Genomic DNA, 22,744 nt, shown 5'->3' on the forward strand with positions numbered 1-22,744 from the left:
CGCTCATCCTCACTCCCTTAGAAAGAGGACCCGCACCATCATGAACGCCGTCCGCAGTGAGCACGATCTGCTTGGCGACCGCGATGTTCCCGCCGAGGCGTACTGGGGTGTCCACACCCTGCGCGCCACGGAGAACTTCCCCATCACCGGCACCCCCATCTCGGCCTATCCGCATCTGATCGACGCGCTGGCCGCCGTGAAGGAGGCGGCGGCTCTGGCCAATGAGGAGCTGGGGTTGCTGGAGCCGGTGAAGGCGGCCGCGATCGTGGCCGCGTGCCGGGAGATCCGCTCCGGGAAGCTGCACGAGCAGTTCGTCGTCGACGTCATCCAGGGCGGTGCCGGGACGTCGACCAACATGAACGCCAACGAGGTGATCGCGAACCGGGCGTTGGAGTTGCTGGGCCACGCCAAGGGCGAGTACGGGTATCTGCATCCGAACGAGGACGTCAACCTCGGTCAGTCGACGAACGACGTCTACCCGACGGCAGTGAAGATCGCGACGGTGTTCGCGGTGCGGGGGCTGCTCCGGGCGATGGCCGTGCTGCAGGACTCCTTCGCGCGCAAGGCGGTGGAGTTCCGTGACGTGCTGAAGATGGGCCGCACGCAGTTGCAGGACGCGGTGCCGATGACGCTGGGGCAGGAGTTCTCCGCGTACGCCGTGATGATCGAGGAGGACCGGTCCCGGCTCGCGGAGGCCGTCGAGTTGATCCATGAGATCAACCTGGGTGCCACGGCCATCGGTACCGGCCTGAACGCCCCTGCCGGGTATGCGGAGTCGGCGCGCCGGCACCTCGCGGAGATCACGGGGCTGCCGCTGGTCACCGCGGCCAACCTGGTCGAGGCGACCCAGGACTGCGGGGCGTTCGTGCAGATGTCGGGTGTGCTCAAGCGGATCGCGGTGAAGCTGTCCAAGAGCTGCAACGACCTGCGGCTGCTGTCGTCGGGGCCGCGCGCGGGTCTGGGGGAGATCAACCTGCCGCCGGTGCAGGCCGGTTCGTCGATCATGCCGGGCAAGGTCAACCCGGTCATCCCGGAGGTCGTCAACCAGGTCGCCTTCGAGGTGATCGGCAACGACGTGGCCATCACCATGGCCGCCGAGGCCGGACAGCTCCAGCTCAACGCCTTCGAACCGGTCATCCTGCACTCCCTGTCGGAGTCCATCACCCACCTGCGGGCCGCCTGCCTGACCCTCGCCGAGCGCTGCGTGGACGGCATCACCGCCAACACCGAGGCGCTGCGCCGGACTGTGGAGAACTCCATCGGTCTGGTCACGGCGCTGAACCCGCACATCGGGTACACGGCGGCGACCGACATCGCCAAGGAAGCCCTCGTCACCGGCCGGGGCGTGGCCGAACTCGTCCTGGAGAAGGGCCTGTTGCCCGCCGACACCCTCGCCGACCTGCTCCGCCCGGACATCCTCGCGGGCAGCGGCCGGACCCCGGCCTGACCCAGCTCTCATCCGCGGACGCGCACCGGGACCGGCACGGAGGCACAATGGTGATCATGGCAGCGTCGACGTCGTCACTGACCTTCCAGCCGATCCTGGAGCGCATCGCGGACGAGATGGGGCGGACTCCCGGCCGAGGCCGGCCCGCCGACTACATCCCGGCACTCGCGGCCCGCGACCCGCGCAGCTTCGGCATGGCCGTCGCCGAGCTGGACGGGACGGTGTACGGCGTGGGGGACTGGCGCGAGCCGTTCTCCACGCAGTCCATCACCAAGGTCTTCACCCTCGCGCTCGACCTGGCCCGCGAGGGCGACGAACTCTGGGAGCACGTGGGCCGCGAGCCCTCCGGCAACCCCTTCAACTCCCTGGTCCAGCTGGAGTACGAGAACGGCATCCCGCGCAACCCGTTCATCAACGCGGGCGCCCTCGTCGTCACCGACCGCCTCCAGACCCGTACCGGCGACGCGGCGGGCGAGCTGCTGGCCTTCCTGCGTGCCGAGAGCGGCAACGCGGCCCTGGACTTCGACAAGGACGTCGCCGCCTCCGAGTCGGCGCACGGCGACCGCAACGCCGCCCTCGCCCACTTCATGGCGTCGTACGGCAACATCGACAACCCCGTCCCCGCCCTCCTCGACCAGTACTTCCGCCAGTGCTCGGTCACGGCGTCCTGCGCCGACCTCGCCCTGGCCACCACCTTCCTCGCCCGTCACGGCATCCGCGCCGACGGCACCCGGCTCCTCACCCGCAGCCAGGCCAAACAGGTCAACGCGATCATGCTGACCTGCGGCACGTACGACGCGGCCGGCGACTTCGCCTACCGGGTCGGGCTTCCCGGCAAGAGCGGCGTCGGCGGCGGAATCATCGCCGTCGTACCGGGCCGCTGCACCCTGTGCGTATGGAGCCCCGGCCTGGACGAGCGAGGCAATTCGGTGGCCGGCGTGGCGGCCCTCGACCGCTTCACGACGCTCACCGGCCTGTCGGTCTTCTGAACGGCCCTGCGCGGGCTGCTGCCGTTCCGCTAATACGCTTGAGCCGGATGCGGGTCCTCGATGAAGATCCTCCCCATGTTCTCGCGCAGGAATCGCCGACCGAAGACCCCCGAACTCCTCAAGGCATGGGAAGCGCTCGACGAGGGCGACATCCCCGGCGCCCTGCGCCAGTTGCGGCACGGCGCGGACGACCTCCCGCTGGGCGAGGTCGCTGTCGTGGTCGCCCGGGCAGCCGCAGCGGCCGGCTTCCAGGATCTCCACGAGGCTGCCGACGCCCTCGCCGCCCGTCCCGAAAAGGCCCGTGCACTCTACGACTTCGGGTACGCCTGCATCGAGCGCGGTGTGCCCCACCTGGCGATACCCGCCCTGCGCGAGGCACTGAAGCAGGCACCGGACGCACTGCCGGTCCTGCGTGAGCTGGTCTGCGCGTACGAGCGCGAGGAACGCCACCGCGAGGCGACGGACCTCCTGGCCGCGCGCGAGAGCGGCCTCACCGACTGGCCGGACCGCTACCTGCTGGTGCACAACGCCCTCATGTCCGGCGACCTCGCCCTGGCCCGCCGCCACCACGCCCTGCTGTCCGACCCCGACGACGCGATGTGGCTGCCGACGCGGACCCGCCAGCGCCACATGCTGGACCGCGCCGCGAGCGCCGAGCCTGCGAGCCCGCTGGATCTCAGCGACCTGCGCGGCTGGCAGTACGTCCTCGGCGGCACCGTGCTCGGCACGCTGTCCCCGTACGGCTTCGACTCGGGCATGACCGGGCGGTACGCCTGGCTCCAGGACTCCCACGACCAGTGCCTGCGAGGCCTGTTGCGGCTGAAGGCGGTCCTCGACGCCGCCGGGGTACGCCCCACGTCCGTGTCGCTGCTGCCCGACCGCAGCAGCAGGATCCTCGGTCTGGCCGCGGCCGGGCTGCTCCAGCTGCCGGCCGAGCCGTTCGCACCCGACCGCCGGGACACCGTCGTCATCGCGTACGACCTGAACGAGCTGGCCGGCGCCGACCGAGGGCCGGACGTCATCGGCGGGCTCTTCGAACGCACCGCCGGACAGGTGCTGCACGAGCACGCGAGCAACTGGACCGACCCGCCGGCCGTCACCGCCGACTCCATCACCCTGCTGCACCAGTCGGCGACGGCACCCTGGGAGGGACAGCTGCGCGCCGACGACGACGGGAACGTGGAGCGCTGCGCCCCCGACGACCGGCCGGAGCAGGAGATCGCCGCCGACATCCTGGCGGCCGACGCCTCGCCCGACGAGGGTGACGGCGAGACACCCCCCGACCCGGTCGCGACCCTCACCCACTTCGTCACCACCATCCGTGACACCTGGCTGCAGGGCGACCGGGCGGGCCTCACCTCGTCGGGGCCGGTGGCCAGCTCGCGGTTCCGCTGACGCGCCGGCCCGGACGGCTCACCCGGCGGTCACGCACAGGCCGCCGCCCCGAGGGCCCGGCGTCGCTTCCCGGCCACCCGGCGTCGACACGCTGACCGAGTGTTGGCCATGGCTTTCCCCGTCGATCTCCGCCGCTGCCAGGTACTCGGTCTGGCCGGTACCGCCTTCCTCGCCCTGGGCGGTGAGACGTCCGGCGCGCTGCCGGTCCGGGAACTCCTCGCCCCCGACTCGGCCCACGCCGCCCTGGGCCTGGTCGGCGCGTACTTCGGACTGGTCCTGCTGATAGCGGCCTGGCTGCTGCTCGGTCGGCTGGTGCGCGGCGCCGACCCGCCGACCCCGCGCGCCCTGCTGCTGGTGCTGGCGGTCTGGGCCGCCCCGCTGCTGATCGCGCCGCCGCTGTTCAGCCGGGACGTCTACAGCTACCTGGCCCAGGGGGCGATGGTGGACGCCCGCATCGACGTGTACGTGTACGGCCCCGCCCACCTCGGCGGCCCCCTCGCGGACGAGGTCGCCCCGCTGTGGCGGCATACGCCGGCACCCTACGGCCCGGTCTTCCTCGGCGTCGCCTCCGCGCTGTCCGGCCTGACCAAGGGAGAACTGCCCGCCGGGCTCCTCGGGATGCGCCTGGTGGCGCTCCTCGGGGTGGCGCTGATGGCGGCCGTGCTGCCGCGCCTCGCCCGGCACAGCGGTGCCGACCCGGCCGCCGCGCTCTGGCTGGGCGCCCTGAACCCGCTCGTGCTGCTGCACCTGGTCGCGGGCGCCCACAACGACGCCGTCATGCTCGGCCTGCTCGGCGCCGGCCTGGTCGCGGCCCTCGGCCGGTGGCCCGTCCTGGGCGCCGTACTCGTCACCCTCGCCGCCCTGGTCAAGGCTCCCGCCGCGCTGGGGATCGCCGCGGTGGTGGCGCTGCGGATACGGGCCGGCCACCGCCCGGCGAAGGCCGTGCTGACCACGGCGGCCGCGTCCGCCGCCACCACGGTCGCCGCAACGGCCGCAGCGGGCACGGGATACGGCTGGACAGGCGCCCTGGACACCCCGGTCTCCTCGCAGAACTGGGCGCTCACCAGCCTGCTCGGCCGAGCCACCGCCGCACTGCTCGACGAGGCGGGCAGCGATCTGGCACCGCTGGCCGTCCCGGCGTGGCACACCTTCGGACTGGTGCTGACGGCGGTCCTCGTGGTGCTCATCTGGTGGCGGCGGCTTCCGAGCCCTGTGTACGCGCTCGGCCTGAGCCTGGCGGCCGTGGCGGCCTTCGGGCCGGCGATCCGCCCCTGGTACGCGCTGTGGGGCCTGTTCCTGATCGCCGCGGCCGCGCCCAGCACATGGGTACGGCACCGGGTGGCGGCCCTGACGGGCGTGCTCACGCTCGCCGTCCTGCCCAGCGGCGGGCCGGCGGGCACCGACCAGCTGGTCCTGGCCGTGTCCGGGGGCGCCCTCGCCGTGGCCGTCCTGTGGCAGGCCCATCTGGCCGCGCGGGCCCCGGCGTCGGAGCGCACGGCATGAGGCTCACGCACACCGACCGCCGCAGGCTCGCGCTGCTGGTCGTCCTCGTCGCCGCCGTGACCGTCTTCACCGCGACCGTGCCGCTGCTGCGCGACTGGTTCGACCTGCGCGTCTACCACGGCACCGTCGACAGCTGGATCCACCACGGCGGCCGTATCTACGACTACCGGGTGCCCGGCACGACGTACGGCTTCACCTACCCGCCGTTCGCCGCGGTCGTCATGATGCCCATGGCGCTGGTCGACCTGCACACGGCGATCGCGGTGGCGCTGCTGCTCGACGTGGCCGCCCTGGCCTTCGTGCTGTACGTGCTGGCGGACGGTGTGTGGCGGCGCCACGGATGGTACGGCTGCGCCCTCGCGGTCTGCGCACTGGCTCTCTTCGAACCGCTCCGGGACACCTTCAGCTTCGGCCAGGTGAACATCCTGCTGCTGGCCCTCGTGCTCCTCGACTGCCGGCTCCTGACCACGGGACGGCACCGCTGGGCGGGGGTGGGCATCGGCCTCGCGGCCGCGATCAAGCTGACGCCCGCCGCCTTCATCGGCCTGCTGCTGGTGGCGAGACGAGGGCGAACCGCCGCCGTGGCGACGGCCGTCGCCACCGCCGCGACGGCACTGGCGGCCTGGACGGCGCCCGGGGCATCCCGCTTCTACTGGACGCACGCGATGTGGGACACCACGCGGGTCGGCCGTCTCGACTACGTCTCCAACCAGTCGCTCCAGGGCGTCCTGGCCCGGCTCGGCCTCATGGACCGGGGCTTGTGGGCGGCGCTCGTCCTGGTGGCCCTGGGCGTCTGGGCGGCGCGCACCCGCCGGGCCGTGGCGGCGGGTGACTGGACGGCGGCCTTCGCCCTGACCGGACTGACCGCCAGCCTGATCAGCCCGATCACCTGGGTCCACCACCTGGTGTGGCTGCTGCCGTCCCTCGCCGTCCTGGTCCGCGCCGGGCGCCCATGGGTGGCGGGCGCCCTGTACGCCGTGCTGTGCACCAGCGTGGTGTGGCTCTGGTTCGACGACGCCTCAGGGGTCGACGGCTTCGTCGGCAGCAACATCTATGTGTGGATCACCCTCGGCCTGCTGCTGCGCCTGCCGGTCGCTCAGTCCTGCTCGGCGCGCTCGACGCCCTTGCCGCGCAGCACCAGTGAGGTGGCGCCGGCTCCCATTCCGGCGGCGCCCGCGATCGCCCAGGCCTCCGCCCAGCCCGCTCCGGCCACCCCGCCCGCTCCACCACGCGCGGCCGCCTTCGAGGCGGGCTCCGGCACCGGCCCCGGTCTCGGCTTGGCCCGCAAGGCGTCGAGCGACCCCACCGGCTCCACCCGTCCCGCCGCGGCGAACCCCCAGTCGAGCAGCTCGCCGGCCTCCTCGTAGACCGCGAGCCCGCCGCCCGCCCGAGGCTTCAGCACCGTGACGACGAGGGTGCGATCGCCCCGGCGGGCGGCGGCGATCAGTGTGCTGCCCGCCTTGCTGGTGTAGCCGTTCTTGACCCCGATCAGCCCCGGATACCGCTCAACGCCGTCCGCTCCGGTCAGCAGCCGGTTGGTGTTGCGGATCTCGTACGGCGAGCCGTCACGCCCGGGGAACCAGGCCCGGGCGGTGCCGCAGTACCGCGAGAAGTCGGCTCTGCGCAGCCCCGCCCGGCCGAACACCGCCAGGTCGTACGCCGACGAGACCTGGCCCGGGGTGTCGTAACCGTCCGGCGACAGCACCTTCGTGTCCAGGGCACCCAGCGCACGGGCCTTCTCCTGCATGCGGTCGGCCGTGAAGCGCCACCCGCCGTTCAGAGCGGCCAGTACCCGCACCGCGTCGTTGCCGGAGCTGAGGAACACCCCGCGCCACAGATCGGCCACCTGGTACACCCGCCCCTCGGCGATCCCCACCAGGCTGCTGCCGGGCCCGATCCCCGCCAGCTCCTCGTCGCTCACCCGGTGCCGGATGCCCCCGGGCAACGTGGGCAGCACTGTCAGGGCGAACAGCGCCTTCAAGGTGCTGGCGGGCGGGAGCTTTCGGTGCGCCTCGCGCGCGGCGAGGACCTCGCCGGTGTCGGCGTCGGCAACCAGCCAGGACAGCGCCGAGACGCGTGGGACCCGGGGCGCCCCGCCCTGCGGTCGCACCAGGGTGCCGGACCGGTACAGCAGCGCGGGCTCGGGGGCCGCCGCCCGCGGTGCGCCGGCGCCGTCGGGGGCGTGCCCGGCGTGGGCGGCCGCGGCGGGGGCGAGCGCCAGGAGGCCGGCCGCGCACAGCGCCCAGGTGGACACAAGGACCCGGGAGGTAAAACCGATCTTCATACCGTCAACGTAGGAAGTGAGCCGCCGTACACCGCGCTGCCCGGGCCGCACACGGCGCGCCTGCACCCGGACGGGCGAGGGCCGGCCGGCGGTCAGTCATTGGGCAGGGTCGGCTGGATCCGCCGCAGGAACGCGGCGTTGTCCGGCGTCTCACGCATGCGCTCCAGCAGGGTCTCCAGGCCGGTCTGGCCGTCCCGCCCCCGCAGCACCCGGCGCAGACCCCGCACGGCGGTCAACTCGGCCGGATCGAGCAGCAGTTCCTCGCGCCGGGTTCCCGAGGGGGTGATGTCCACGGCGGGGAAGACGCGGCGGGAGGCGAGGTCCCGGCTGAGGCGCAGCTCCATGTTGCCGGTGCTCTTGAGCTCCTCGAAGAAGAAGTCGTCGGCCCGGGAGCCGGTCTCCACGAGGGCTGTGGCGAGGATGGTGAGCGAGCCGCCCTCCTCGGCGCAGCGCGCGGCGCCGAAGAACCGCTTCGGCCCGTGCAACGCGGCGGCGTCGACACCGCCGCTGAGGGTACGGCCGCCGGATCCGGCCGCGTTGTTGTACGCGCGGCACAGCCGGGTCAGGGAGTCGAACAGGATGACGACGTCCTCACCGGCCTCGACGAGCCGCTTGGCCCGCTCGATGACCAGTTCGGCCAGCGCGATGTGCTGCTTGGGCGCCCGGTCGAAGGTGGAGGCGTACACCTCGCCCCGCACCGAACGCCGCATGTCGGTGACCTCCTCGGGGCGCTCGTCGAGGAGCACCACCATCAGTCGGCACTCCGGGTGGTTGCCGGTGACGGCCGCCGCGATCTTCTGGAGCAGCACGGTCTTGCCGGTCTTGGGCGGGGCCACGATCAGACCCCGCTGCCCCTTGCCCACCGGGGCGACGAGGTCGGTGACCCGGCCTGTCGGACCGGACGCGGGGTGTTCGAGCCGGATCCGCTCCCACGGGTGAAGGGGCGTCAGCTCGCCGAAGACGCGCCGGTTCCGCTCGGGTGCGCGGCCGTTGACGCGGGCGACCTCGGTCAGGGTGCGCCGGTCGCCGCGCACCCCGTCGACGAGATCGCCCTTGCGCAGGCCGTGGCGGCGGATCAACGCGGGCGGGACCTGGAAGTCGGCGGGGGAGGGCAGGAGGTTCTCGGCGCGCAGGTGCCCCTTCCCGCTCGCGTCGATGTCGAGCACACCGGTGAGGGCGGGGGCCGCAGGCTGCTGTCGGACCGGGGGGCGTTCGAGTGTGGTGGTCATGGTGGTGGGTCCTTTCACGGACGGAAGGCATGGGACATGCGGAAGGAAGGGGAGTGCCGCGGACATCGGGAAGGCGGACGAAAGGCGCCTTCGGGCGGCGGGAAACAGCACCTCGGAGAGGGCGGAACCGCTGATCACGAGGTGGTGACGAGAAGCCGGTGCATCGACCGGCGAACTGAGGAGGAACTGGCACCGGCGCCCGCAGTCGGGCGTACACATGTGCTGTCAGGACCGTACCACGGAGATTCAGCGCGTGGCGAGCAGTGCGTAGAGCAGCGGGATGCGCGGCTCCGGCAGTCGCCACCAGCCGGACGGCCGGCGGACCATCTGCGGCCAGCGCGGCCAGGGGAGCTCGTCGCTCTCGGTGAGTCGCCGGATGGTGAGGCCCGCACCCACCAACGCGTTCACGACCTCGCCTGTTCCGTGCATCCACTCGAAGCTGTCCGTGGCGCCCTCGACGGCCGGCCCGTCGGTGTAGGTGTGCGTGGCGTCCCGGTGGACCGCGCCGCGGCCGCCCAGGTAGTCGTGGCGGAGCAGCAGTTCGGGGCCCTCGCCGGGGGCGGGCTTCGGGCCGAGCGAGTTGAGCAGCGGATGGAACTCGACGACGTACAACCGGCCACCCGGGCGCAGGAGTCGGGCGACCACGCCCGCCCACCGCTCCAGGTCGGGCAGATAGCACAGCGCGCCCTTGCCGGTGTACACGATGTCGAACTGCCGGCCGCCCAGGGCCTCCACCGCGTCGTACACATCGGCCTGTACGTAGTCGACGTCGAGCCCGGCCTTCTCGGCGATGCCGCGCGCGGCGGCCACCGAGGCCGGGGAGAAGTCCAGCCCGACGGCGCGAGCCCCGCGCTGGGCGAACGCGATCGTCTCGGTGCCGAGGTGGCACTGGAGATGGAGCACGTCCCGGCCCGCCGGATCACCGAGGTCGTCCCACTCGAAGGAGGCGAACCATCGGCCGGGATCGAGGTCCTCGTCGAGGCCGTAGAAGCGGCTGGCGAGGTGGACGGGGGTGCGGGCGTCCCAGTTCGCCTGGTTGGCCGCCATCATCCGCGCGTGCTCGTCGCTGGTCATGAGGACATCCAACCGCGGACGCGCGCAGCGCCGCGGCAGAAATCCGGACAGACCCGTCCTGTCGACGGCGCTACGCCGACCGTGCCTCGGCCTCCTTGAGGATCTGGTCGAACCGCGCCCCCATGGCCTCGGCCAGCGCCTGCGCACCGGACAGCGGGCGGACCATGACCATGAACTCCTCGATCAGGCCGTCCGCGTTCAGCCGGAGGAAGTCGCAGCCGGTGATCTCCCGGTCGCCGACCCGCGCGGTGAAGACCAGCGCGTGATCGCGGCCGCCCGTGTCGTTGATCTCGCGTACGTAGCGGAAGTCCTCGAAGACCCGCACGACACCGCGCAGGATGGCCGCCGTGATCGCCTTGCCGGCGTACGGCTTGAACACCACCGGGCTGGTGAAGACGACGTCCTCGGCCAGCAGAGCCTCCATGGCGTCGGCGTCGCCCGCCTCGACCGCCTCGCGGAACGCGCGCATCGGATCACCTCATAGTCAATTAGTTGAGTAGGTGCGGATGACAATAGTCACCTGCTGTTACCGTGTCCATATGTCCCTCAAGTACGCCGTTCTCGCCGCGCTCCTCGACGGCGAGGCCTCGGGCTACGAGCTGTCCAAGGTCTTCGACGTCTCGTTCGCCAACTTCTGGCCCGCGACTCCGCAGCAGCTCTACCGGGAGCTGGAGCGCCTGGAGGGGGACGGTCTCGTGGCGGCCCGCGTCGTGCGGCAGGAACGGCGGCCGAACAAGCGGATGTTCACGCTCACCGAGGCCGGCCGGGCGGACCTCAGGGCCTACGCGGCCGAGCCGCCCCGGCGGCCCACAGCCGTCCGCGACGAGCTTTTGATCAAGCTCCAGGCCATGGAGGACCCCGAGGCCACCCGCGCCCTGATCGAGGAACGCAGGGCATGGGCGCGCGCCAAACTCGACCGGTACGAACGCGTCCGCGACCGCCTCCTCGACGGGTGGACCGAGGAGCGGTACCTGAGCGAGTCCGGCCGCGTCGGGCCCTATCTGACGCTGCTGCGCGGCATCTCCTTCGAGGAGGAGAACCTGCGCTGGTGCGAGCGTGTCCTGACCGTGCTGAAGCAGCGCGTGGCCGCGGGGTGAGGGGGATGTTCGGTCCGCACGGCCCCTCCTTGCGCGAACTCGCCGTTCAGGCGCTGTCGTCCGTCGAGCGCGGATACGACCTGCTCGCCCCGAAGTTCGACCACACCCCCTTCCGTACACCCGACTCCGTGCTCTGCGCCGTCACCTCCGCGCTCGCGCGCACCGGCCCGTACGACGACGGCCTCGACCTGTGCTGCGGCACGGGCGCGGGCGTGGAGGTGCTGGCCGAGGTCTGCCGGCGCAGCGTCACCGGCGTCGACTTCAGCGACGGGATGCTTCAGGTCGCCCGGCGGCGGGTGCGGGGACAGGAGCCACGTCTCGCCTGGGTCCGTGCGGACGCGCGTGCCCTGCCGTTCGCACCCGCCTTCGACCTCGTGGTGAGTTTCGGGGCGTTCGGCCACTTCCTGCCGCGGGAACTGCCGGGGCTGTTCGCCCAGGTCCACTCCGTCCTGCGGCCGGGGGGACGCTTCGTCTTCCCCGCCGTGGCCCCACCCCGCCCCTCGTCGCCGGCCTACTGGATGCTGCTGGGCTTCGACGCGGCGATGCGGGTGCGCAACGCCGTGTGGCGGCCGCCGTTCGTCATGTACTACCGCGCCTTCCGGCTCGGGGAGGTGCGGGGTGAACTGGAGCGCGCCGGCTTCCGGGTGGAGCTCCGAGCACTGAGCGAATTCGGCAGGCGGCGCGACGGGAGCCCGCACGTACGGATGGTGGTGGCACGACGCCCGGGTGCCTGCTGAAGGGGGAGCTCACCCCGCCGCGGGCAGTGTGAACTCGTAGACCAGGGCGTCCCGCTGGGCGTCCACGACGAGATCGGTGATCTCCAGCGGGCGGGCGTACTGGTCGTGCACGCGCCGGGTGACCCGCACCGAGGGTGCGCCGGGGAGCCGGGTGATGGCGTCGCGGTGGTGCAGGGTGAGACCCGCCCTGCGCATCCAGTCGTAGGCGCGCCGCAGTTGGGCCGCCCCGGTGCCGTCGGCGCGGCCGCGGTAGCGGCCCAACTCCGCCACCTCGGCGAGCGCAACCGCGGAGAACGACGTCACGGCGGTGCGCCGGCCGTGCCCGTCGGCGCCCGCGGACTCGTAGCGATGCACCAGGGTCGGCCGGTGCGGGGCGAGCCCCAGCGCCTCGGCGTGCTCCCGCGGGGGAGTCTCCCAGGCGACCGTGGCCCGGTCCGCCGCGCCCGGCGGCGAGGTGCGGGCGCCGACCGGGAAGGTGAGGGACGTCGACGTCTCGACCGGCAGGCCGGGCAGGGTGGCATGGCTGCCCCGCCGGTCGGTGGCGACCAGGCCGCTGCGGCGCAGCACCTCCAGCGCCTGCCGTACGGTCTCCCTGCTGACGCCGAAGTGCTCCGCCAACTGCCTTTCCGCCGGCAGCCGTTCACCGGGTGGAATGCTTCCGTCGCGCAGCTCGCCGAGCAGTCGGGTGGCGATCCTCCCGTACAGCGGCTGAGCTTCGGCGAGCGGGCGGTCGTGCGGGGTGGTGCGGGCCATGCCGCGCCTCCTGTTGGTGACGTGTGGTAGTCGTGCGGGTTCGTTGCGCCACCAGGTCTAGCATTGGTCTAAACCAACAAGGAAGGGCGGCCTGTCACTTCGGCTGAAACGGTCCACGTCGACCGACCGTCACAGAGCGCTGTACAGGGCGTCGATCAGCGTCGTCTTCCGCGGGTCATCGGCGATATGAGGGCCCATCCGGTTCATCACGTAGCCCAGCGACACGCCGGCGTCCGGATCCGCCAGGCCACAGGAGCCGCCGAATCCGTCGTGTCCGAAAGCCCGCGGGTTGGGGCCGTACGAGCCGTGCGGCCCACTGAGCCACAGGCCGAGCCCGATCTCGGTCTCGTGCTCGAACCCGGCTCCGAGAACCAGGTCGCGGCAGCTGCCCTGTCCCTCGCGCACCCGCTCGGCCGCCTCCGCGGAGAGGATCCGGAGGCCGTCGAAGGTCCCGCCGCCCGCGAAGATCCCGTACAGGGCGGCAACCGCGCGCGCCGTGCCGTGCCCGTTGGCCGCGGGTATCTCGGCGGCCCGCCACTCGGGCGAGTTGGCCTGCGCGGCCCCCACGGCGGGGTTGGCCAGCGCGGCCAGTGCCACCGGCGTCAACCGGTCGAAGACCGCCGCCTGTCCACCGGTCGCCCCGACCGGCGGTTGCGTCAGCTCGGCCGCCCGCGCGGCCTCCTTCGGCGGCAGCCCGATCGCGAAGTCGATCCCGAGCGGCCCGGTCACCTCCCGCTCCAGGAAGGCCCCCGGCAGCAGCCCCGACACCCGCCTCACCACCTCCCCGACCAGGAAGCCGAAGGTGAAGGCGTGGTAACCGGACCCCCTGCCCGGCGTCCACCACGGCTCCATCGCCGCCAGCCGCTGCGTCGTCAACTCCCAGTCGAACAGCTGTGGAAGCGAGTGCGGCTCGCGCAGCCCGGACAGACCGGCGCGATGCGACAGCAGATGCCGTACGAGGATCCGCTCCTTGCCCGCGGCGGCGAACTCCGGCCAGTACGCGGCCACCGGCGCGTCCAGATCGAGCAGTCCCCGGTCGGCGAGGATGTGCGCGCACAACGCCGTCGGACCCTTCGACGTCGACCACACGTTGACCAGCGTGTCGCGCTCCCAGGGGCGGGTGCGCGCCCCGTCTGCCCACCCGCCCCACAGGTCGGCCACCGTCCGGCCGCCGACCGTGACGGCGACCGCCGCACCCAGCTCCCCGCGCTCCCGGAAGTTCGCCTCGAACGCCGTCCGCACCGCCGCGAACCGCGGATCGCAGTGACCGTGCACCTGAGCCTCGTGCTCCGCCATGGGCCGCCCTCCGTCGTCAACCGGAAAACCCGGGCCGCGCCGCCGCGCTCCGAGCCGCACCGAACGTACCGACTGGTCGGACCGGGTGGAAGGTGCGGAACGCGCCGAACAGGCGCGCCCGCGGGTGCCGGCGCTGAACCTCTCAGGCGTGCGCGCGCAGCCAGTCCAGCTTGGCCGCCTCGTGGAACGGGCCGCCGCCCTCGTGGTCGTTGAACTCGTACACCTCGATGGCCTTCTCGTGGTGCGCCCAGGCGTTGAAGGCCGCGAACACCGTGGACGGCGGGCACGTCTGGTCCTCCAGGGCCGCCGAGAAGAAGGCGGGCGCCCGGCCGCGGGACGCGAAATGGACGCCGTCGAAGTACGAAAGGGTGCGCAGGACGTCCGCGCCGCGGCCCCGGTGCGTCTTGAGGTAGAGGGCGATCTCGCGGTACGGGTTGCGGTCCGTGACGGTCGTCGCACGCGGGAAGTCGCACAGGAACGGCACGTCCGGCGCGACCGCCGTGAGGTCCGGGACCAGACCGCCGACGGCGATGGCGATCCCGCCGCCCTGGCTCGCCCCGGTCACCACCGTGCGCGAGGCGTCGGTCAGCGGATGCGAGCGGGCGGCCTCCACGGCACGTACGGCGTCCGTGAACACCCGGCGGTAGTAGTAGTCCTCGGGCGCGTCCACGCCCCGCGTCATGAACCCGGGGTACGCGGGTCCGGCCCCGACCGGGTCCGCGGTCTCGCCGCCGGCGCCCCAGGCGCTGCCCTGACCGCGTGTGTCCATCATGAAGTGCGCACGGCCCGTGGAGGCCCACAGCAGGTTCTCGTGCGGCAGGCCCCGCCCACCGCCGTAGCCGACGAACTCCACGACCAGCGGCAGGGGTTGTGTGGTCCCGCTGGGAAGTCGCAGCCAGCCCTTCACCGGGTGACCGCCGAACCCGGAGAACGTCACGTCGTACACCTGCACGGTGGACAGCCCTGCGTCGACCGGCGTGAAGCGGGCGTCCAGTTCATGCGCACGGGCCTCGTCGAGGGTCTCGGACCAGAACGCGTCGAAGCCCTCGGGCTCCACGGACCCGCTGCGGTAGCCGCGCAGTTCGTCGAGCGGGAGGTCGAACAGAGCCATCTGGGACCGCCTTTGCCTGGAGTGACTGCGGATGATCACACCGTACGCGGAAGATCGGATGTCTCGCCAGGTCCCGCCGCGCAGATCCCGTGCGAAGTGGCCATGGCCTCCGTCGTCCACGGACCCGTCAGGAGTGCGTCGTTGCTGGCCGGGGAGCTGAAATGATCTTCCTGAGCCATCGACTTGAGAGCCCGGGCGGCTGGCCGGCCGTCATCGGAGGTCGGGTCACTGGTCCAGGGACATGAACGGTGGAGCAAGCGCGAACGAGCTCTGCAGACGCGGGTGCCGCCTGGCCGCGGGGTCACGCCCGGCGGCCCGTCCACTGCGGCTCCGTGCGGGCCCACGCCCGCTCCCATTCGTCCAGACGACGACGCATCGCGGCACGTCGCACCACTCCGTGGCCCGCCAGGATCGCGGCGACCGCACCGCTCGTGGCGCAGACGCCGATGATGACGGTGTTCTGCCAGACCGCCGCGCCGCCCGGCGGCGGCCCGACCGTCCGGCCCCGGGAGTCGAGCCACACGTCGACGGTCTCACCGGTCTGTGTCCCGGCCGGGACACGTGCCGCGGCCGTACGGGGAGCCTCGCCCGGTTCCGTCCAACGGACCGTCACCCTGGCGGCCGGGTGCCGTCCGCTCTCCGCCACGGGGAGCGTGTCGGACGCCCTGCCGACGACCTCCGCCCGCACGGAACGGCGGTCGGCCCGCTGCTCCCGGACCATGTGCCGGGCCTCGTCATGGGCCCAGACGGCGGCCACCAGCCCGACCAGGGGCGCACCGACGAACGACAGCACGACCACCGCCAGCATCACCCACGACTCGACGACATCGGACCGGCGTCGCAGCGGACTGCGTCGCCAACGCCACCCACGCACCCGGCTTCGCATGGCGGTCAGGTACCCCGTACGGGAGACATCGTTCCTGACGAGCCCGCACGGGCACGCGTCGGCGTCCGCGGCGGGGGCGATGGTCAGCCGAAGCGCTCGATCCGGATGCGGTCCACGGGCTGACCCGCCGCCACCAGCAGCCGCGAGGCGTGTTCCGCGAACCCGTTGGAGCCGCACACATATGCCTCCCACCCACCCGGAGGCCGCTCGGCCAGGAGGGGCGCCACATGTGCCGCGGCAATACGTCCCACCGGCACACCTTCCGGTGCGTTCCGCGTGAAGACGGGCGTCGTCTCCGCGCCGTACTCGCTCGCGTAGATCAGCTCCTCCGGACCGCGCGCCGACACCAGCAACCGCAGGGGGACGTCCAGGCCGCGTGCCCGGTGGTGCCGCACCATCGACATCAGCGGTACGACACCGGAGCCGGCGCCGACCAGCAGGGCCGGCCGGTCGCCGGGCCAGGCGAAGAAGCCGCTGACCGGGCCGCGCACCTCGACCGTGTCACCCACCTCCGCCACCGTGTGGAACCAGCCCGACACCTCACCGCCCTCGACATGGTCGAGGGTCAGCTCGATGTGTCCGGACTCGTCCGGCGCGGACGCGATCGAATAGTGGCGCTGGGCCACATAACCGTCCTCGGCGGTCAGCCGCAGCAGCAGGTGCTGGCCCGGCAGATGGCCCGCCCAGGAGGGCACCGCGAGACGGAAGGTGGTGGCCCGCGCGGTCTCGCGCCGGATCCCGGCGATCGTGGCGATCTGCCACACCGCCGCGGCCTGGTCGCTCACGGCGATCCTCCCGGGCACGGCGAACCGCGTCGGGGGAGTGAACCTTTCGGCCGGCTCGGCCGGCTCGGCCAGGTCAGTCACGTCGAACACCTCAGTCACCGGAGTACCGCTGCTCCTCCCAGGGGTTGCCGCGGGCGTGGTAGCCGTTCTGCTCCCAGAACCCCGGCTCGTCGTGGTCGAGGAGCCGCAGCCCCGCGATCCACTTCGCGCTCTTCCAGAAGTACAGGTGCGGGACCAGCAGCCTCGCCGGGCCGCCGTGCTCGGGGGCGAGCGGCTTCCCGTCGTACTCCCAGGCGATCCACGCCCGCCCGCCGGTCAGGTCGGCGAGCGGCAGGTTGGTGGTGTACCCCGTGTGCGCATAGGCGACGGCGTGGGTGGCCGACACATGGGGGCGGACCACGTCGAGGAAGGCGTCCAGCGAGACGCCTGTGAAGCGGACACCGAACTTGGACCAGCTCGTCACACAGTGGATGTCACCCTCGTACACCGAAGCCGGCAGCTCGTGCGCCTCCTCCCAGGTCCAGCCGCGCGGCTCCGCCACGAGCCCGTCGATACGGAAGGACCACTCGGCGGGCGTCAGCTCGGGTGTGACCTCCGCGGACAGAACGGGCCAGTCGTCACCCGCGTCGTACTGACCGGGTGGCAGCGCGGGGGCGGGGGTGCCCGCCACGCCGTCTGCGCGGTGGGGCAGGGCGCGTGGGCGGCCGGTGAAGCCTCGGGTGACGTTCATGCGGGTGGTGCCTCCAGACCGCCGTCGGTGACGGCCCGCGGTCGCGTGTGATCTGTACCTGTCCGTACAACCGTACGCGTGCCCGCGAACGCACCGACCGGGGGCCGGTGGGTGCCGCCGCATCGCTTCGTCGACGCACGGGAGCGCTGCATGATCGTTGGGGTAGGGTGGCCGTCCGGCCGGGACGGTCCCGGGCGTGCCGAATCCAGGAGGTGAGACCCATTACCGCTGTGTCAGGTCGGGTGCTCTTTCTCCGTATCGGCGCGGACCACCGCCACTAGGCGACCGCGAGAGCACCCTTCGGCTTCCGAAAGGCTCTCGGCTTCCATGCCCCCTCTCTCCGCTTCCTCGCCCGCGTCCTCCTCGCCGCTGCCACCCGACGCCGTCGTGCGCGCACTTCGCGCCGCCGGTTGTGTGTTCGCCGAGGACGAGGCCCGGCTGATCCTGGCCGCCGCCCGCACCCCGGACGAACTGGCCGCCATGGTGGACCGCCGTGTCACCGGCCTCCCCCTCGAACTGGTCCTCGGCTGGGCCGAGTTCCGCGGGCTGCGCATCACGGTGGAACCAGGCGTCTTCGTGCCCCGCCGCCGCACCGAGTTCCTGGTGGAGCAGGCACTCGCGCACGCGTCCGGGGCGTCCGTCGTCGTCGACCTGTGCTGCGGCTCCGGCGCGGTCGGCGCCGCCCTGGCCGCCGCGGTCGGCCCGGTCGAGCTGCACTCCGCGGACATCGACCCGGCGGCGGTGCGCTGCGCCCGCCGTAACGTGACCGCGTTCGGCGGCCAGGTCCACCAGGGCGATCTGTTCGGGGCGCTTCCCGACGGCCTGCGCGGCCGGGTGGACCTCCTCACGGCGAACGTGCCGTACGTTCCCACCGGTGAGGTCGCCCTGCTGCCGCCGGAGGCGCGCGACCACGAGCCGCATGTGGCCCTGGACGGCGGCCCGGACGGGCTGGACGTCCTGCGCCGGGTCGCCGCCGAGGCACCCCGGTGGCTGGCACCGGGCGGCTGTCTCCTGGTCGAGACGAGCGAACGCCAGGCGCGGAAGGCTGTGGAGGCCTTCACCGGCAGTGGACTCTCCGCTCGCCTGGCCTTCTCCGACGAACCGCACGCGCATGTCGTGATCGGCTTCCACCAGGCTCCGTCGACGGCGGGCTGATCCGGGGGAACGCGCGGGATCGGATCCGGGGGCCGCGCCGCCCTTCGACGGACCGTCCGAGGGGCGGATCGCCGTTCACCTGGACCGTGGGGCGAGGTGCCAGGGGCTCCGTCACCGGGACGGACGCGACCAGGCGCCCTGTCCCCGACGGCTCCGGCCCGGCCGTCAACTCGGCGTCAGCACCCGGGCGATGAGCAGCGCGACGTCATCGGAGTTGTCGGGCCGGTGCAGGGTGCGCAGGAGGAGGTCGCAGCACTCCTCCAGGGGGCGGGCGGGGCCGTCGAGCAGCTCCAGGAGCGCGTCGAGACGTTCGTCGAGCGGGTGTTGACGGGTCTCGACGAGGCCGTCCGTGTAGAACACCAGCCGGTCGCCGGGTTCCAGATCGATGGTCGTCGTGGAGAAGGCGACGCCGCCGACGCCCAGTGGTGCCCCCGTGGGCAGTTCGAGGAGCTCGGGGGGACGGCCGGGACGGACGCGGACCGGTGGCAGATGCCCGGCGTTGGCGATCCGGCACTGCCGCAGCCGCGGGTCGTGGACGGCGTAGACACAGGTGGCGATGGAGTGGTCGAGGTTCTCGGTGATCTTGTCGAGGTGTTCCAGGAGGCGGGTCGGTTCCAGGTCGAGGGAGGCCAGTGTGTGCGTCGCGGTGCGCAGGCGGCCCATGGTCGTGGCGGCGTCGATGCCGCTGCCCATCACATCGCCCACGACCAGCGCGGTCTTGCCGTCCTCCAGCGGGATCACGTCGAACCAGTCCCCGCCCACCTCGGCGGCGGCCCCGGCGGGCTGGTAGCGGGAGGCGACCTCCAGGCCGCCCGTCACCGGCGGATGACTGGGCAGCAGGCTGCGCTGGAGGGTGAGCGCGGTGTCGCGGGCGTTCTGGTACCAGCGGGCGTTGTCGATCTGCACCGCCGCGCGGGCGGCCAGTTCACGGGCGAGCAGCAGGTCGTCCTCGCTGAACGGCAGCGGATTGCGGGTGCGCTTGAGGTCGAGGGCGCCGAGCACCTCGCCGCGCGCGATCAACGGCACCGCCAGGTACGAGTGCACCCCCGCACGGCCGAGCTGCACGGCGGCCTCGGGGGAGCGGGCGATGCGGGGCAGGTCCTCGTCCGAGACGTGGGTGATCATGACCGGCCCACCGGTGCGCACGCACTCGGTGACGAGACGGTCGGGGCCGTAGCGGGCGACCTGCCCGGGCGGGTCGGCGGCGCTCAGCGCCTCCGTGGCATGGCCGGCCCGTACGGCCAGCGCGCGGATCACGGCCGGTTCGGAGGGCTGCAGGCTGCTGGCTCTGCCCTCGACCACGGCTTCCAGCAGGTCGACCGCCGCCACGTCGGCGAGTTCCGGCACGGCAACGTCGGCCAGTTCGCGCGCCGTCCGGTCCAGGTCCAGGGTGGTGCCGATCCGCGCGGAGGCGTCGGCGATGAGAGCCAGGCGCCGCCGTGCCGTCTCGGCCTCGACGGCGGCCTGGTGCTGCTCGGTGACGTCCACGGCGATACCGGCCACTCCGAGCACCGTCCCGGCCGTGTCCTCCAGGCGGTACAGCGAGATGGAGAAGAAGTGCTGCTGGTCCGGGTCGGCCGGCGTGCGGTCCACGATGCGCTGGTTGACGAGCGGGTCACCGGTCCGCAGCACCTCGCGCAGAGCGTCCTCGATGGCCGCGGCGGCGTCGGAGTCCGGCAGCAGCTCACGGGGCGTACGGCCGACGTGGTCCTCGGCGGAGATCCCGTTCAGCCGGGACAGCGCGGGATTGACCGAGACGTACCGCAGTTCGGTGTCCAGGACGGCCAGTCCGACCGGCGCCTGCGCGATGGTCCGCGTGGACAGCGCCACGTCCCGCTCCACCTGGCGGACCGTCGCCTGGTCGGCGCACAGGCCCAGGGCGTAGACGTCCCCCTGGTCGTCGAGGAGCCGCATGTTGCGGAACTCCACCAGGCGGGTGCTGCCGTCCTTGCGCCGGATCGGGAAGGCCCCGGCCCAGCCCTCGCCGGTCTCCATGACGTCGGCGAACAGCTTGACGACCAGGTCCCGGTACTGCTCGTGGACCATGACCCGGGCCGCGTACCGGCCGAGTGCCTCCTGCGCCGGGTACCCGAACAGTTCCTCGGCCTGAGGGCTCCACAGCACGATGCGCCCGTCGGTGTCCAGCACCACCGATGCCACGCCCAGGACGTCGAGCAGCCCGCTCGGACCCACTGGCCCGTGCACCCGCTCGTCGTCCTCGGGCACGGGGCGTTCGGCTGCAGCCATCCCACGCACCGCCTTCACCCATTGTCGCGGCACGCCGTTCCCCCGTGCCGACTCCCCTTGTTGTACCGCGCTCAACCGTCTTCGGGCCCCCCTCGCTCGTCCTCCTCCACCATCTCTCAACACGACGAGGAACGTCCGCCGAAGTCGTCGTGCGGGCACGTGTCCGTGGCCGACATGACAGCACGAGTCCGTCTGGTTGGCCTGTACATGACTGCACTGTCCCGCCAGACTGTCGCCCGACACGCCCCCCTCCCCCGAGGAGTCACTCCCATGGCCCTGCGTGCCCGGCAACGTTGTCACACCCTCCTCACCGGTCTCCTCGCCCTCGCGTCCGCGGCCGTGCTGGCCACCGCGGCGCCCGCGCAGGCCGCCGACACCTGGACGGAGGTGGGCTCCGACCGCGTCGACCCGCTGACCGAGAGCCAGGGCCTCGCCTCCGTGGAGGTGCCCGCGCACAGCGCCAACCGCTACACCGGCATCGGTACCATCCCCCTCTCGGTGTCCGGCCGCGGCTGGAACCATGTGGGTGACCCGGACGCCTCCTACGACGGCCACTACATCGAGCCGTACCAGGCCGACTCGGGCGGCGCGAAGATGTTCCGGGTGCAGGCGCCGGACGGGACCTGGTCGGAGTACGTCCACACGCTCGGCCCCGGTGAGGCGCTGAACAACTCCTTCGTCGCCGTCACGCCCGGCGGCCGGTGGATGGTCTCGGGCGAGTGGGGCACCATGACCCGCCTGCTGGTCCATCCGACACCGGGCGTCCACCCCGACACCTCACCCTCGGCGAATCTGCCCTGGTCGTCCACCATCCGGCTCGACCGCGCCGTGCGTGACGTCCAGGGTTGCGACTTCCTGACCGGCACGGCCCTGCTGTGCTCCTCCGACGACCCGGCGGGCACCCTCTTCGGCATGACCAAGCCGCTGCTGCGGATCGACCTCTCCGCGGAGCCGGGCGCCACCGACGTGACCGGCCGTGTCACGGCGCTGCGTCAGCTGCCGCTGCGCAGCTCCTGCTCCGGGCGGTTCGAGACGGAGGGCATCGACTACGACCGCCGTACCGGCACCCTGCGCGTGATCGTGCTCTCGCCCGGCTTCTGCGTGCTGACCGACAGCAAGACGTACCGCTTCACCCGGAGCTGACACCGAGCGGCCGGACGGCACTGTTCCGCCGGTAGTGCGGGGCCGTCCGGGGTGCTTTTCTTGGGTTGGGGTCCGTTTCGCGGGCAACCCGTGGTACCGCGGTGCGGCCACGAGAGGAGCGATCACGATGGACCGTGAACGACTGCACGAGGAACCCGTTTCCGTCGAGATCAGCGGGTGCAGCAAGGAGGACGCCCGGATCGTGTTCGACGCGCTGTGCACGTGCTTCGAGTCCGATCGGAAACCCGAGGACGTGCCGCAGCAGCTCCATGAGACCCGGCCCATGGTGTGGCTCGGCACGTTCGAGGTCACGGACGCGCAGGAGTGCCCGCCCCCTGCCCGGCTCTCGTCGTCCGTCGAGGCCGACGCGCAGGGCGGCTACTGGGCCATCGAGCGGCTGCGCACGACGCTGGACTCCCTGTTCACGGTGCACGACCTCACCTCGGCCTCGGGCGACCAGGAGCGTGAGCTGCACGTGGTGCTGGAGAGCCGCCCCGGCGCCTCATGACGCGCCCCGCCCTCGACGACGCGCCCGGGCCTTCATGACGCGCCCGGGCCATTCATGAACGTCCCCGGCCCAACCTCACGCGAGAAGAACCCGCCCTTCTACGACGACCCAGCAGGCTGAGCACGGCACGCCGGTAGACGGCGTGGACCGGCGGGCAGGTCCTGGACACAGGCCCGCTCGCCGGTGCCGTGCAGCCCCGCGTACCGCACGCCGAAACCCGCCCTGGCCGGAATGCCCTCGCCCGCGAGCAGGCTGCCCATGTTGGAGGGCCCGGCGCTCTGCGGCCGGACGGTCAGCCCCTCCGCGGCGACGTCCAGCAGCGCGGCCGCGGGCTGCCGCCCCTCGGTCAACCGGTACGGCGGCCAGACGGCCACC

General features: G+C 72.5%; 21 protein-coding genes and 1 pseudogene. 10 read left to right on the forward strand and 12 right to left on the reverse strand.

Annotated features, from left to right (window positions below):
- Positions 1 to 40 precede the first annotated feature (40 nt).
- From aspA to ACFYNL_RS03130, 5 genes are all read left to right on the forward strand, one after another.
- Positions 41 to 1,447, forward strand: a complete 1,407-nt coding sequence (gene aspA / locus ACFYNL_RS03110; RefSeq protein WP_388795530.1) for an aspartate ammonia-lyase — start codon at positions 41 to 43, stop codon at positions 1,445 to 1,447.
- 47 nt (positions 1,448 to 1,494) lie between these two features.
- Positions 1,495 to 2,436: a glutaminase gene (locus ACFYNL_RS03115; protein WP_388795533.1), complete on the forward strand. Its 942-nt coding sequence runs from the start codon at positions 1,495 to 1,497 to the stop codon at positions 2,434 to 2,436.
- A gap of 75 nt (positions 2,437 to 2,511) precedes the next feature.
- A complete protein-coding gene (locus ACFYNL_RS03120) occupies positions 2,512 to 3,831 on the forward strand; it encodes a tetratricopeptide repeat protein (RefSeq protein WP_388795535.1) in 1,320 nt (439 codons plus the stop codon).
- Positions 3,832 to 3,939: 108 nt separating this feature from the next.
- Positions 3,940 to 5,334, forward strand: a complete 1,395-nt coding sequence (gene mptB, locus ACFYNL_RS03125) for a polyprenol phosphomannose-dependent alpha 1,6 mannosyltransferase MptB (protein WP_388795538.1) — start codon at positions 3,940 to 3,942, stop codon at positions 5,332 to 5,334.
- Entirely contained in the window at positions 5,331 to 6,701 is a 1,371-nt protein-coding gene (locus ACFYNL_RS03130; protein WP_388795541.1) for a glycosyltransferase 87 family protein, read from the forward strand. The genes mptB and ACFYNL_RS03130 overlap by 4 nt, the downstream gene beginning before the upstream one ends.
- An 86-nt stretch (positions 6,702 to 6,787) precedes the next feature.
- Here the strand turns inward: ACFYNL_RS03130 and ACFYNL_RS03135 are convergent.
- The 4 genes and pseudogenes from ACFYNL_RS03135 to ACFYNL_RS03150 form a co-directional block, all read right to left on the reverse strand.
- Positions 6,788 to 7,618, reverse strand: a pseudogene (locus tag ACFYNL_RS03135) (D-alanyl-D-alanine carboxypeptidase family protein); the annotation flags it as partial.
- A 92-nt stretch (positions 7,619 to 7,710) separates the two neighbouring features.
- Entirely contained in the window at positions 7,711 to 8,847 is a 1,137-nt protein-coding gene (rho, locus tag ACFYNL_RS03140; protein ID WP_388795544.1) for a transcription termination factor Rho, read from the reverse strand.
- A gap of 246 nt (positions 8,848 to 9,093) precedes the next feature.
- Positions 9,094 to 9,921: a class I SAM-dependent methyltransferase gene (locus ACFYNL_RS03145; protein ID WP_388795547.1), complete on the reverse strand. Its 828-nt coding sequence runs from the start codon at positions 9,919 to 9,921 to the stop codon at positions 9,094 to 9,096.
- A 70-nt stretch (positions 9,922 to 9,991) separates the two neighbouring features.
- The gene (locus ACFYNL_RS03150) at positions 9,992 to 10,390 is read right to left on the reverse strand and encodes a nuclear transport factor 2 family protein (RefSeq protein ID WP_388795550.1); all 399 of its coding nucleotides are present in this window, start codon (positions 10,388 to 10,390) and stop codon (positions 9,992 to 9,994) included.
- Positions 10,391 to 10,460: 70 nt separating this feature from the next.
- On the opposite strand from ACFYNL_RS03150, the gene ACFYNL_RS03155 reads away from it, so the two are divergent.
- Together ACFYNL_RS03155 and ACFYNL_RS03160 are read left to right on the forward strand one after the other, a co-directional pair.
- Positions 10,461 to 11,018: a PadR family transcriptional regulator gene (locus tag ACFYNL_RS03155; RefSeq protein ID WP_388795553.1), complete on the forward strand. Its 558-nt coding sequence runs from the start codon at positions 10,461 to 10,463 to the stop codon at positions 11,016 to 11,018.
- A gap of 5 nt (positions 11,019 to 11,023) precedes the next feature.
- Positions 11,024 to 11,755, forward strand: coding sequence for a class I SAM-dependent methyltransferase (locus tag ACFYNL_RS03160; RefSeq protein WP_388795556.1), 732 nt, complete (start codon positions 11,024 to 11,026; stop codon positions 11,753 to 11,755).
- Positions 11,756 to 11,764: 9 nt separating this feature from the next.
- On the opposite strand, the gene ACFYNL_RS03165 is transcribed toward ACFYNL_RS03160, so the two are convergent.
- The 6 genes from ACFYNL_RS03165 to ACFYNL_RS03190 all read right to left on the reverse strand — a co-directional run bounded on the left by ACFYNL_RS03165 (position 11,765) and on the right by ACFYNL_RS03190 (position 17,316).
- Positions 11,765 to 12,508 carry a GntR family transcriptional regulator gene (locus ACFYNL_RS03165; RefSeq protein WP_388795559.1) on the reverse strand — a complete coding sequence of 248 codons (744 nt, stop codon included), beginning with the start codon at positions 12,506 to 12,508 and terminating at the stop codon, positions 11,765 to 11,767.
- A gap of 129 nt (positions 12,509 to 12,637) precedes the next feature.
- Positions 12,638 to 13,804 (reverse strand): serine hydrolase domain-containing protein, encoded by a 1,167-nt coding sequence (locus ACFYNL_RS03170; protein ID WP_388795562.1) that lies wholly within the window; start codon positions 13,802 to 13,804, stop codon positions 12,638 to 12,640.
- Positions 13,805 to 13,946: 142 nt separating this feature from the next.
- A complete protein-coding gene (locus ACFYNL_RS03175; RefSeq protein WP_388795565.1) occupies positions 13,947 to 14,915 on the reverse strand; it encodes an acetylxylan esterase in 969 nt (322 codons plus the stop codon).
- Between the two features lie 301 nt (positions 14,916 to 15,216).
- Positions 15,217 to 15,801, reverse strand: coding sequence for a hypothetical protein (locus tag ACFYNL_RS03180; RefSeq protein WP_388795568.1), 585 nt, complete (start codon positions 15,799 to 15,801; stop codon positions 15,217 to 15,219).
- A gap of 83 nt (positions 15,802 to 15,884) precedes the next feature.
- Positions 15,885 to 16,658 carry a ferredoxin reductase gene (locus ACFYNL_RS03185; RefSeq protein WP_388797264.1) on the reverse strand — a complete coding sequence of 258 codons (774 nt, stop codon included), beginning with the start codon at positions 16,656 to 16,658 and terminating at the stop codon, positions 15,885 to 15,887.
- Between the two features lie 19 nt (positions 16,659 to 16,677).
- Entirely contained in the window at positions 16,678 to 17,316 is a 639-nt protein-coding gene (locus ACFYNL_RS03190; protein WP_388795571.1) for a sulfite oxidase-like oxidoreductase, read from the reverse strand.
- Positions 17,317 to 17,643: 327 nt separating this feature from the next.
- On the opposite strand from ACFYNL_RS03190, the gene ACFYNL_RS03195 reads away from it, so the two are divergent.
- A complete protein-coding gene (locus ACFYNL_RS03195) occupies positions 17,644 to 18,471 on the forward strand; it encodes a putative protein N(5)-glutamine methyltransferase (RefSeq protein WP_388795574.1) in 828 nt (275 codons plus the stop codon).
- Positions 18,472 to 18,636: 165 nt separating this feature from the next.
- Here ACFYNL_RS03195 and ACFYNL_RS03200 read toward each other — a convergent pair whose 3' ends face one another.
- The gene (locus ACFYNL_RS03200) at positions 18,637 to 20,718 is read right to left on the reverse strand and encodes a SpoIIE family protein phosphatase (protein ID WP_388795577.1); all 2,082 of its coding nucleotides are present in this window, start codon (positions 20,716 to 20,718) and stop codon (positions 18,637 to 18,639) included.
- A 270-nt stretch (positions 20,719 to 20,988) separates the two neighbouring features.
- Here ACFYNL_RS03200 and ACFYNL_RS03205 point away from each other — a divergent pair, with 270 nt between their 5' ends.
- Entirely contained in the window at positions 20,989 to 21,861 is an 873-nt protein-coding gene (locus tag ACFYNL_RS03205; protein WP_388795580.1) for a hypothetical protein, read from the forward strand.
- Between the two features lie 127 nt (positions 21,862 to 21,988).
- Positions 21,989 to 22,369, forward strand: a complete 381-nt coding sequence (locus tag ACFYNL_RS03210) for a hypothetical protein (RefSeq protein WP_388795583.1) — start codon at positions 21,989 to 21,991, stop codon at positions 22,367 to 22,369.
- Between the two features lie 98 nt (positions 22,370 to 22,467).
- On the opposite strand, the gene ACFYNL_RS03215 is transcribed toward ACFYNL_RS03210, so the two are convergent.
- A complete protein-coding gene (locus tag ACFYNL_RS03215; RefSeq protein ID WP_388795586.1) occupies positions 22,468 to 22,743 on the reverse strand; it encodes a hypothetical protein in 276 nt (91 codons plus the stop codon).
- Position 22,744 lies beyond the last annotated feature (1 nt).

The sequence above is a fragment of the Streptomyces sp. NPDC007808 genome (genome assembly GCF_042868655.1).
Classification (GTDB): domain Bacteria; phylum Actinomycetota; class Actinomycetes; order Streptomycetales; family Streptomycetaceae; genus Streptomyces.

Bases quoted from the DNA above. Each gene is read 5' to 3' on its own strand.
- aspA (WP_388795530.1), top strand. From the start codon at position 41: ATGAACGCCGTCCGCAGTGAGCACGATCTGCTTGGCGACCGCGATGTT.
- ACFYNL_RS03115 (WP_388795533.1), top strand. From the start codon at position 1,495: ATGGTGATCATGGCAGCGTCGACGTCGTCACTGACCTTCCAGCCGATC.
- ACFYNL_RS03120 (WP_388795535.1), top strand. From the start codon at position 2,512: ATGTTCTCGCGCAGGAATCGCCGACCGAAGACCCCCGAACTCCTCAAG.
- mptB (WP_388795538.1), top strand. From the start codon at position 3,940: ATGGCTTTCCCCGTCGATCTCCGCCGCTGCCAGGTACTCGGTCTGGCC.
- ACFYNL_RS03130 (WP_388795541.1), top strand. From the start codon at position 5,331: ATGAGGCTCACGCACACCGACCGCCGCAGGCTCGCGCTGCTGGTCGTC.
- rho (WP_388795544.1), bottom strand. From the start codon at position 8,847: ATGACCACCACACTCGAACGCCCCCCGGTCCGACAGCAGCCTGCGGCC.
- ACFYNL_RS03145 (WP_388795547.1), bottom strand. From the start codon at position 9,921: ATGACCAGCGACGAGCACGCGCGGATGATGGCGGCCAACCAGGCGAAC.
- ACFYNL_RS03150 (WP_388795550.1), bottom strand. From the start codon at position 10,390: ATGCGCGCGTTCCGCGAGGCGGTCGAGGCGGGCGACGCCGACGCCATG.
- ACFYNL_RS03155 (WP_388795553.1), top strand. From the start codon at position 10,461: ATGTCCCTCAAGTACGCCGTTCTCGCCGCGCTCCTCGACGGCGAGGCC.
- ACFYNL_RS03160 (WP_388795556.1), top strand. From the start codon at position 11,024: ATGTTCGGTCCGCACGGCCCCTCCTTGCGCGAACTCGCCGTTCAGGCG.
- ACFYNL_RS03165 (WP_388795559.1), bottom strand. From the start codon at position 12,508: ATGGCCCGCACCACCCCGCACGACCGCCCGCTCGCCGAAGCTCAGCCG.
- ACFYNL_RS03170 (WP_388795562.1), bottom strand. From the start codon at position 13,804: ATGGCGGAGCACGAGGCTCAGGTGCACGGTCACTGCGATCCGCGGTTC.
- ACFYNL_RS03175 (WP_388795565.1), bottom strand. From the start codon at position 14,915: ATGGCTCTGTTCGACCTCCCGCTCGACGAACTGCGCGGCTACCGCAGC.
- ACFYNL_RS03180 (WP_388795568.1), bottom strand. From the start codon at position 15,801: ATGCGAAGCCGGGTGCGTGGGTGGCGTTGGCGACGCAGTCCGCTGCGA.
- ACFYNL_RS03190 (WP_388795571.1), bottom strand. From the start codon at position 17,316: ATGAACGTCACCCGAGGCTTCACCGGCCGCCCACGCGCCCTGCCCCAC.
- ACFYNL_RS03195 (WP_388795574.1), top strand. From the start codon at position 17,644: ATGCCCCCTCTCTCCGCTTCCTCGCCCGCGTCCTCCTCGCCGCTGCCA.
- ACFYNL_RS03200 (WP_388795577.1), bottom strand. From the start codon at position 20,718: ATGGCTGCAGCCGAACGCCCCGTGCCCGAGGACGACGAGCGGGTGCAC.
- ACFYNL_RS03205 (WP_388795580.1), top strand. From the start codon at position 20,989: ATGGCCCTGCGTGCCCGGCAACGTTGTCACACCCTCCTCACCGGTCTC.
- ACFYNL_RS03210 (WP_388795583.1), top strand. From the start codon at position 21,989: ATGGACCGTGAACGACTGCACGAGGAACCCGTTTCCGTCGAGATCAGC.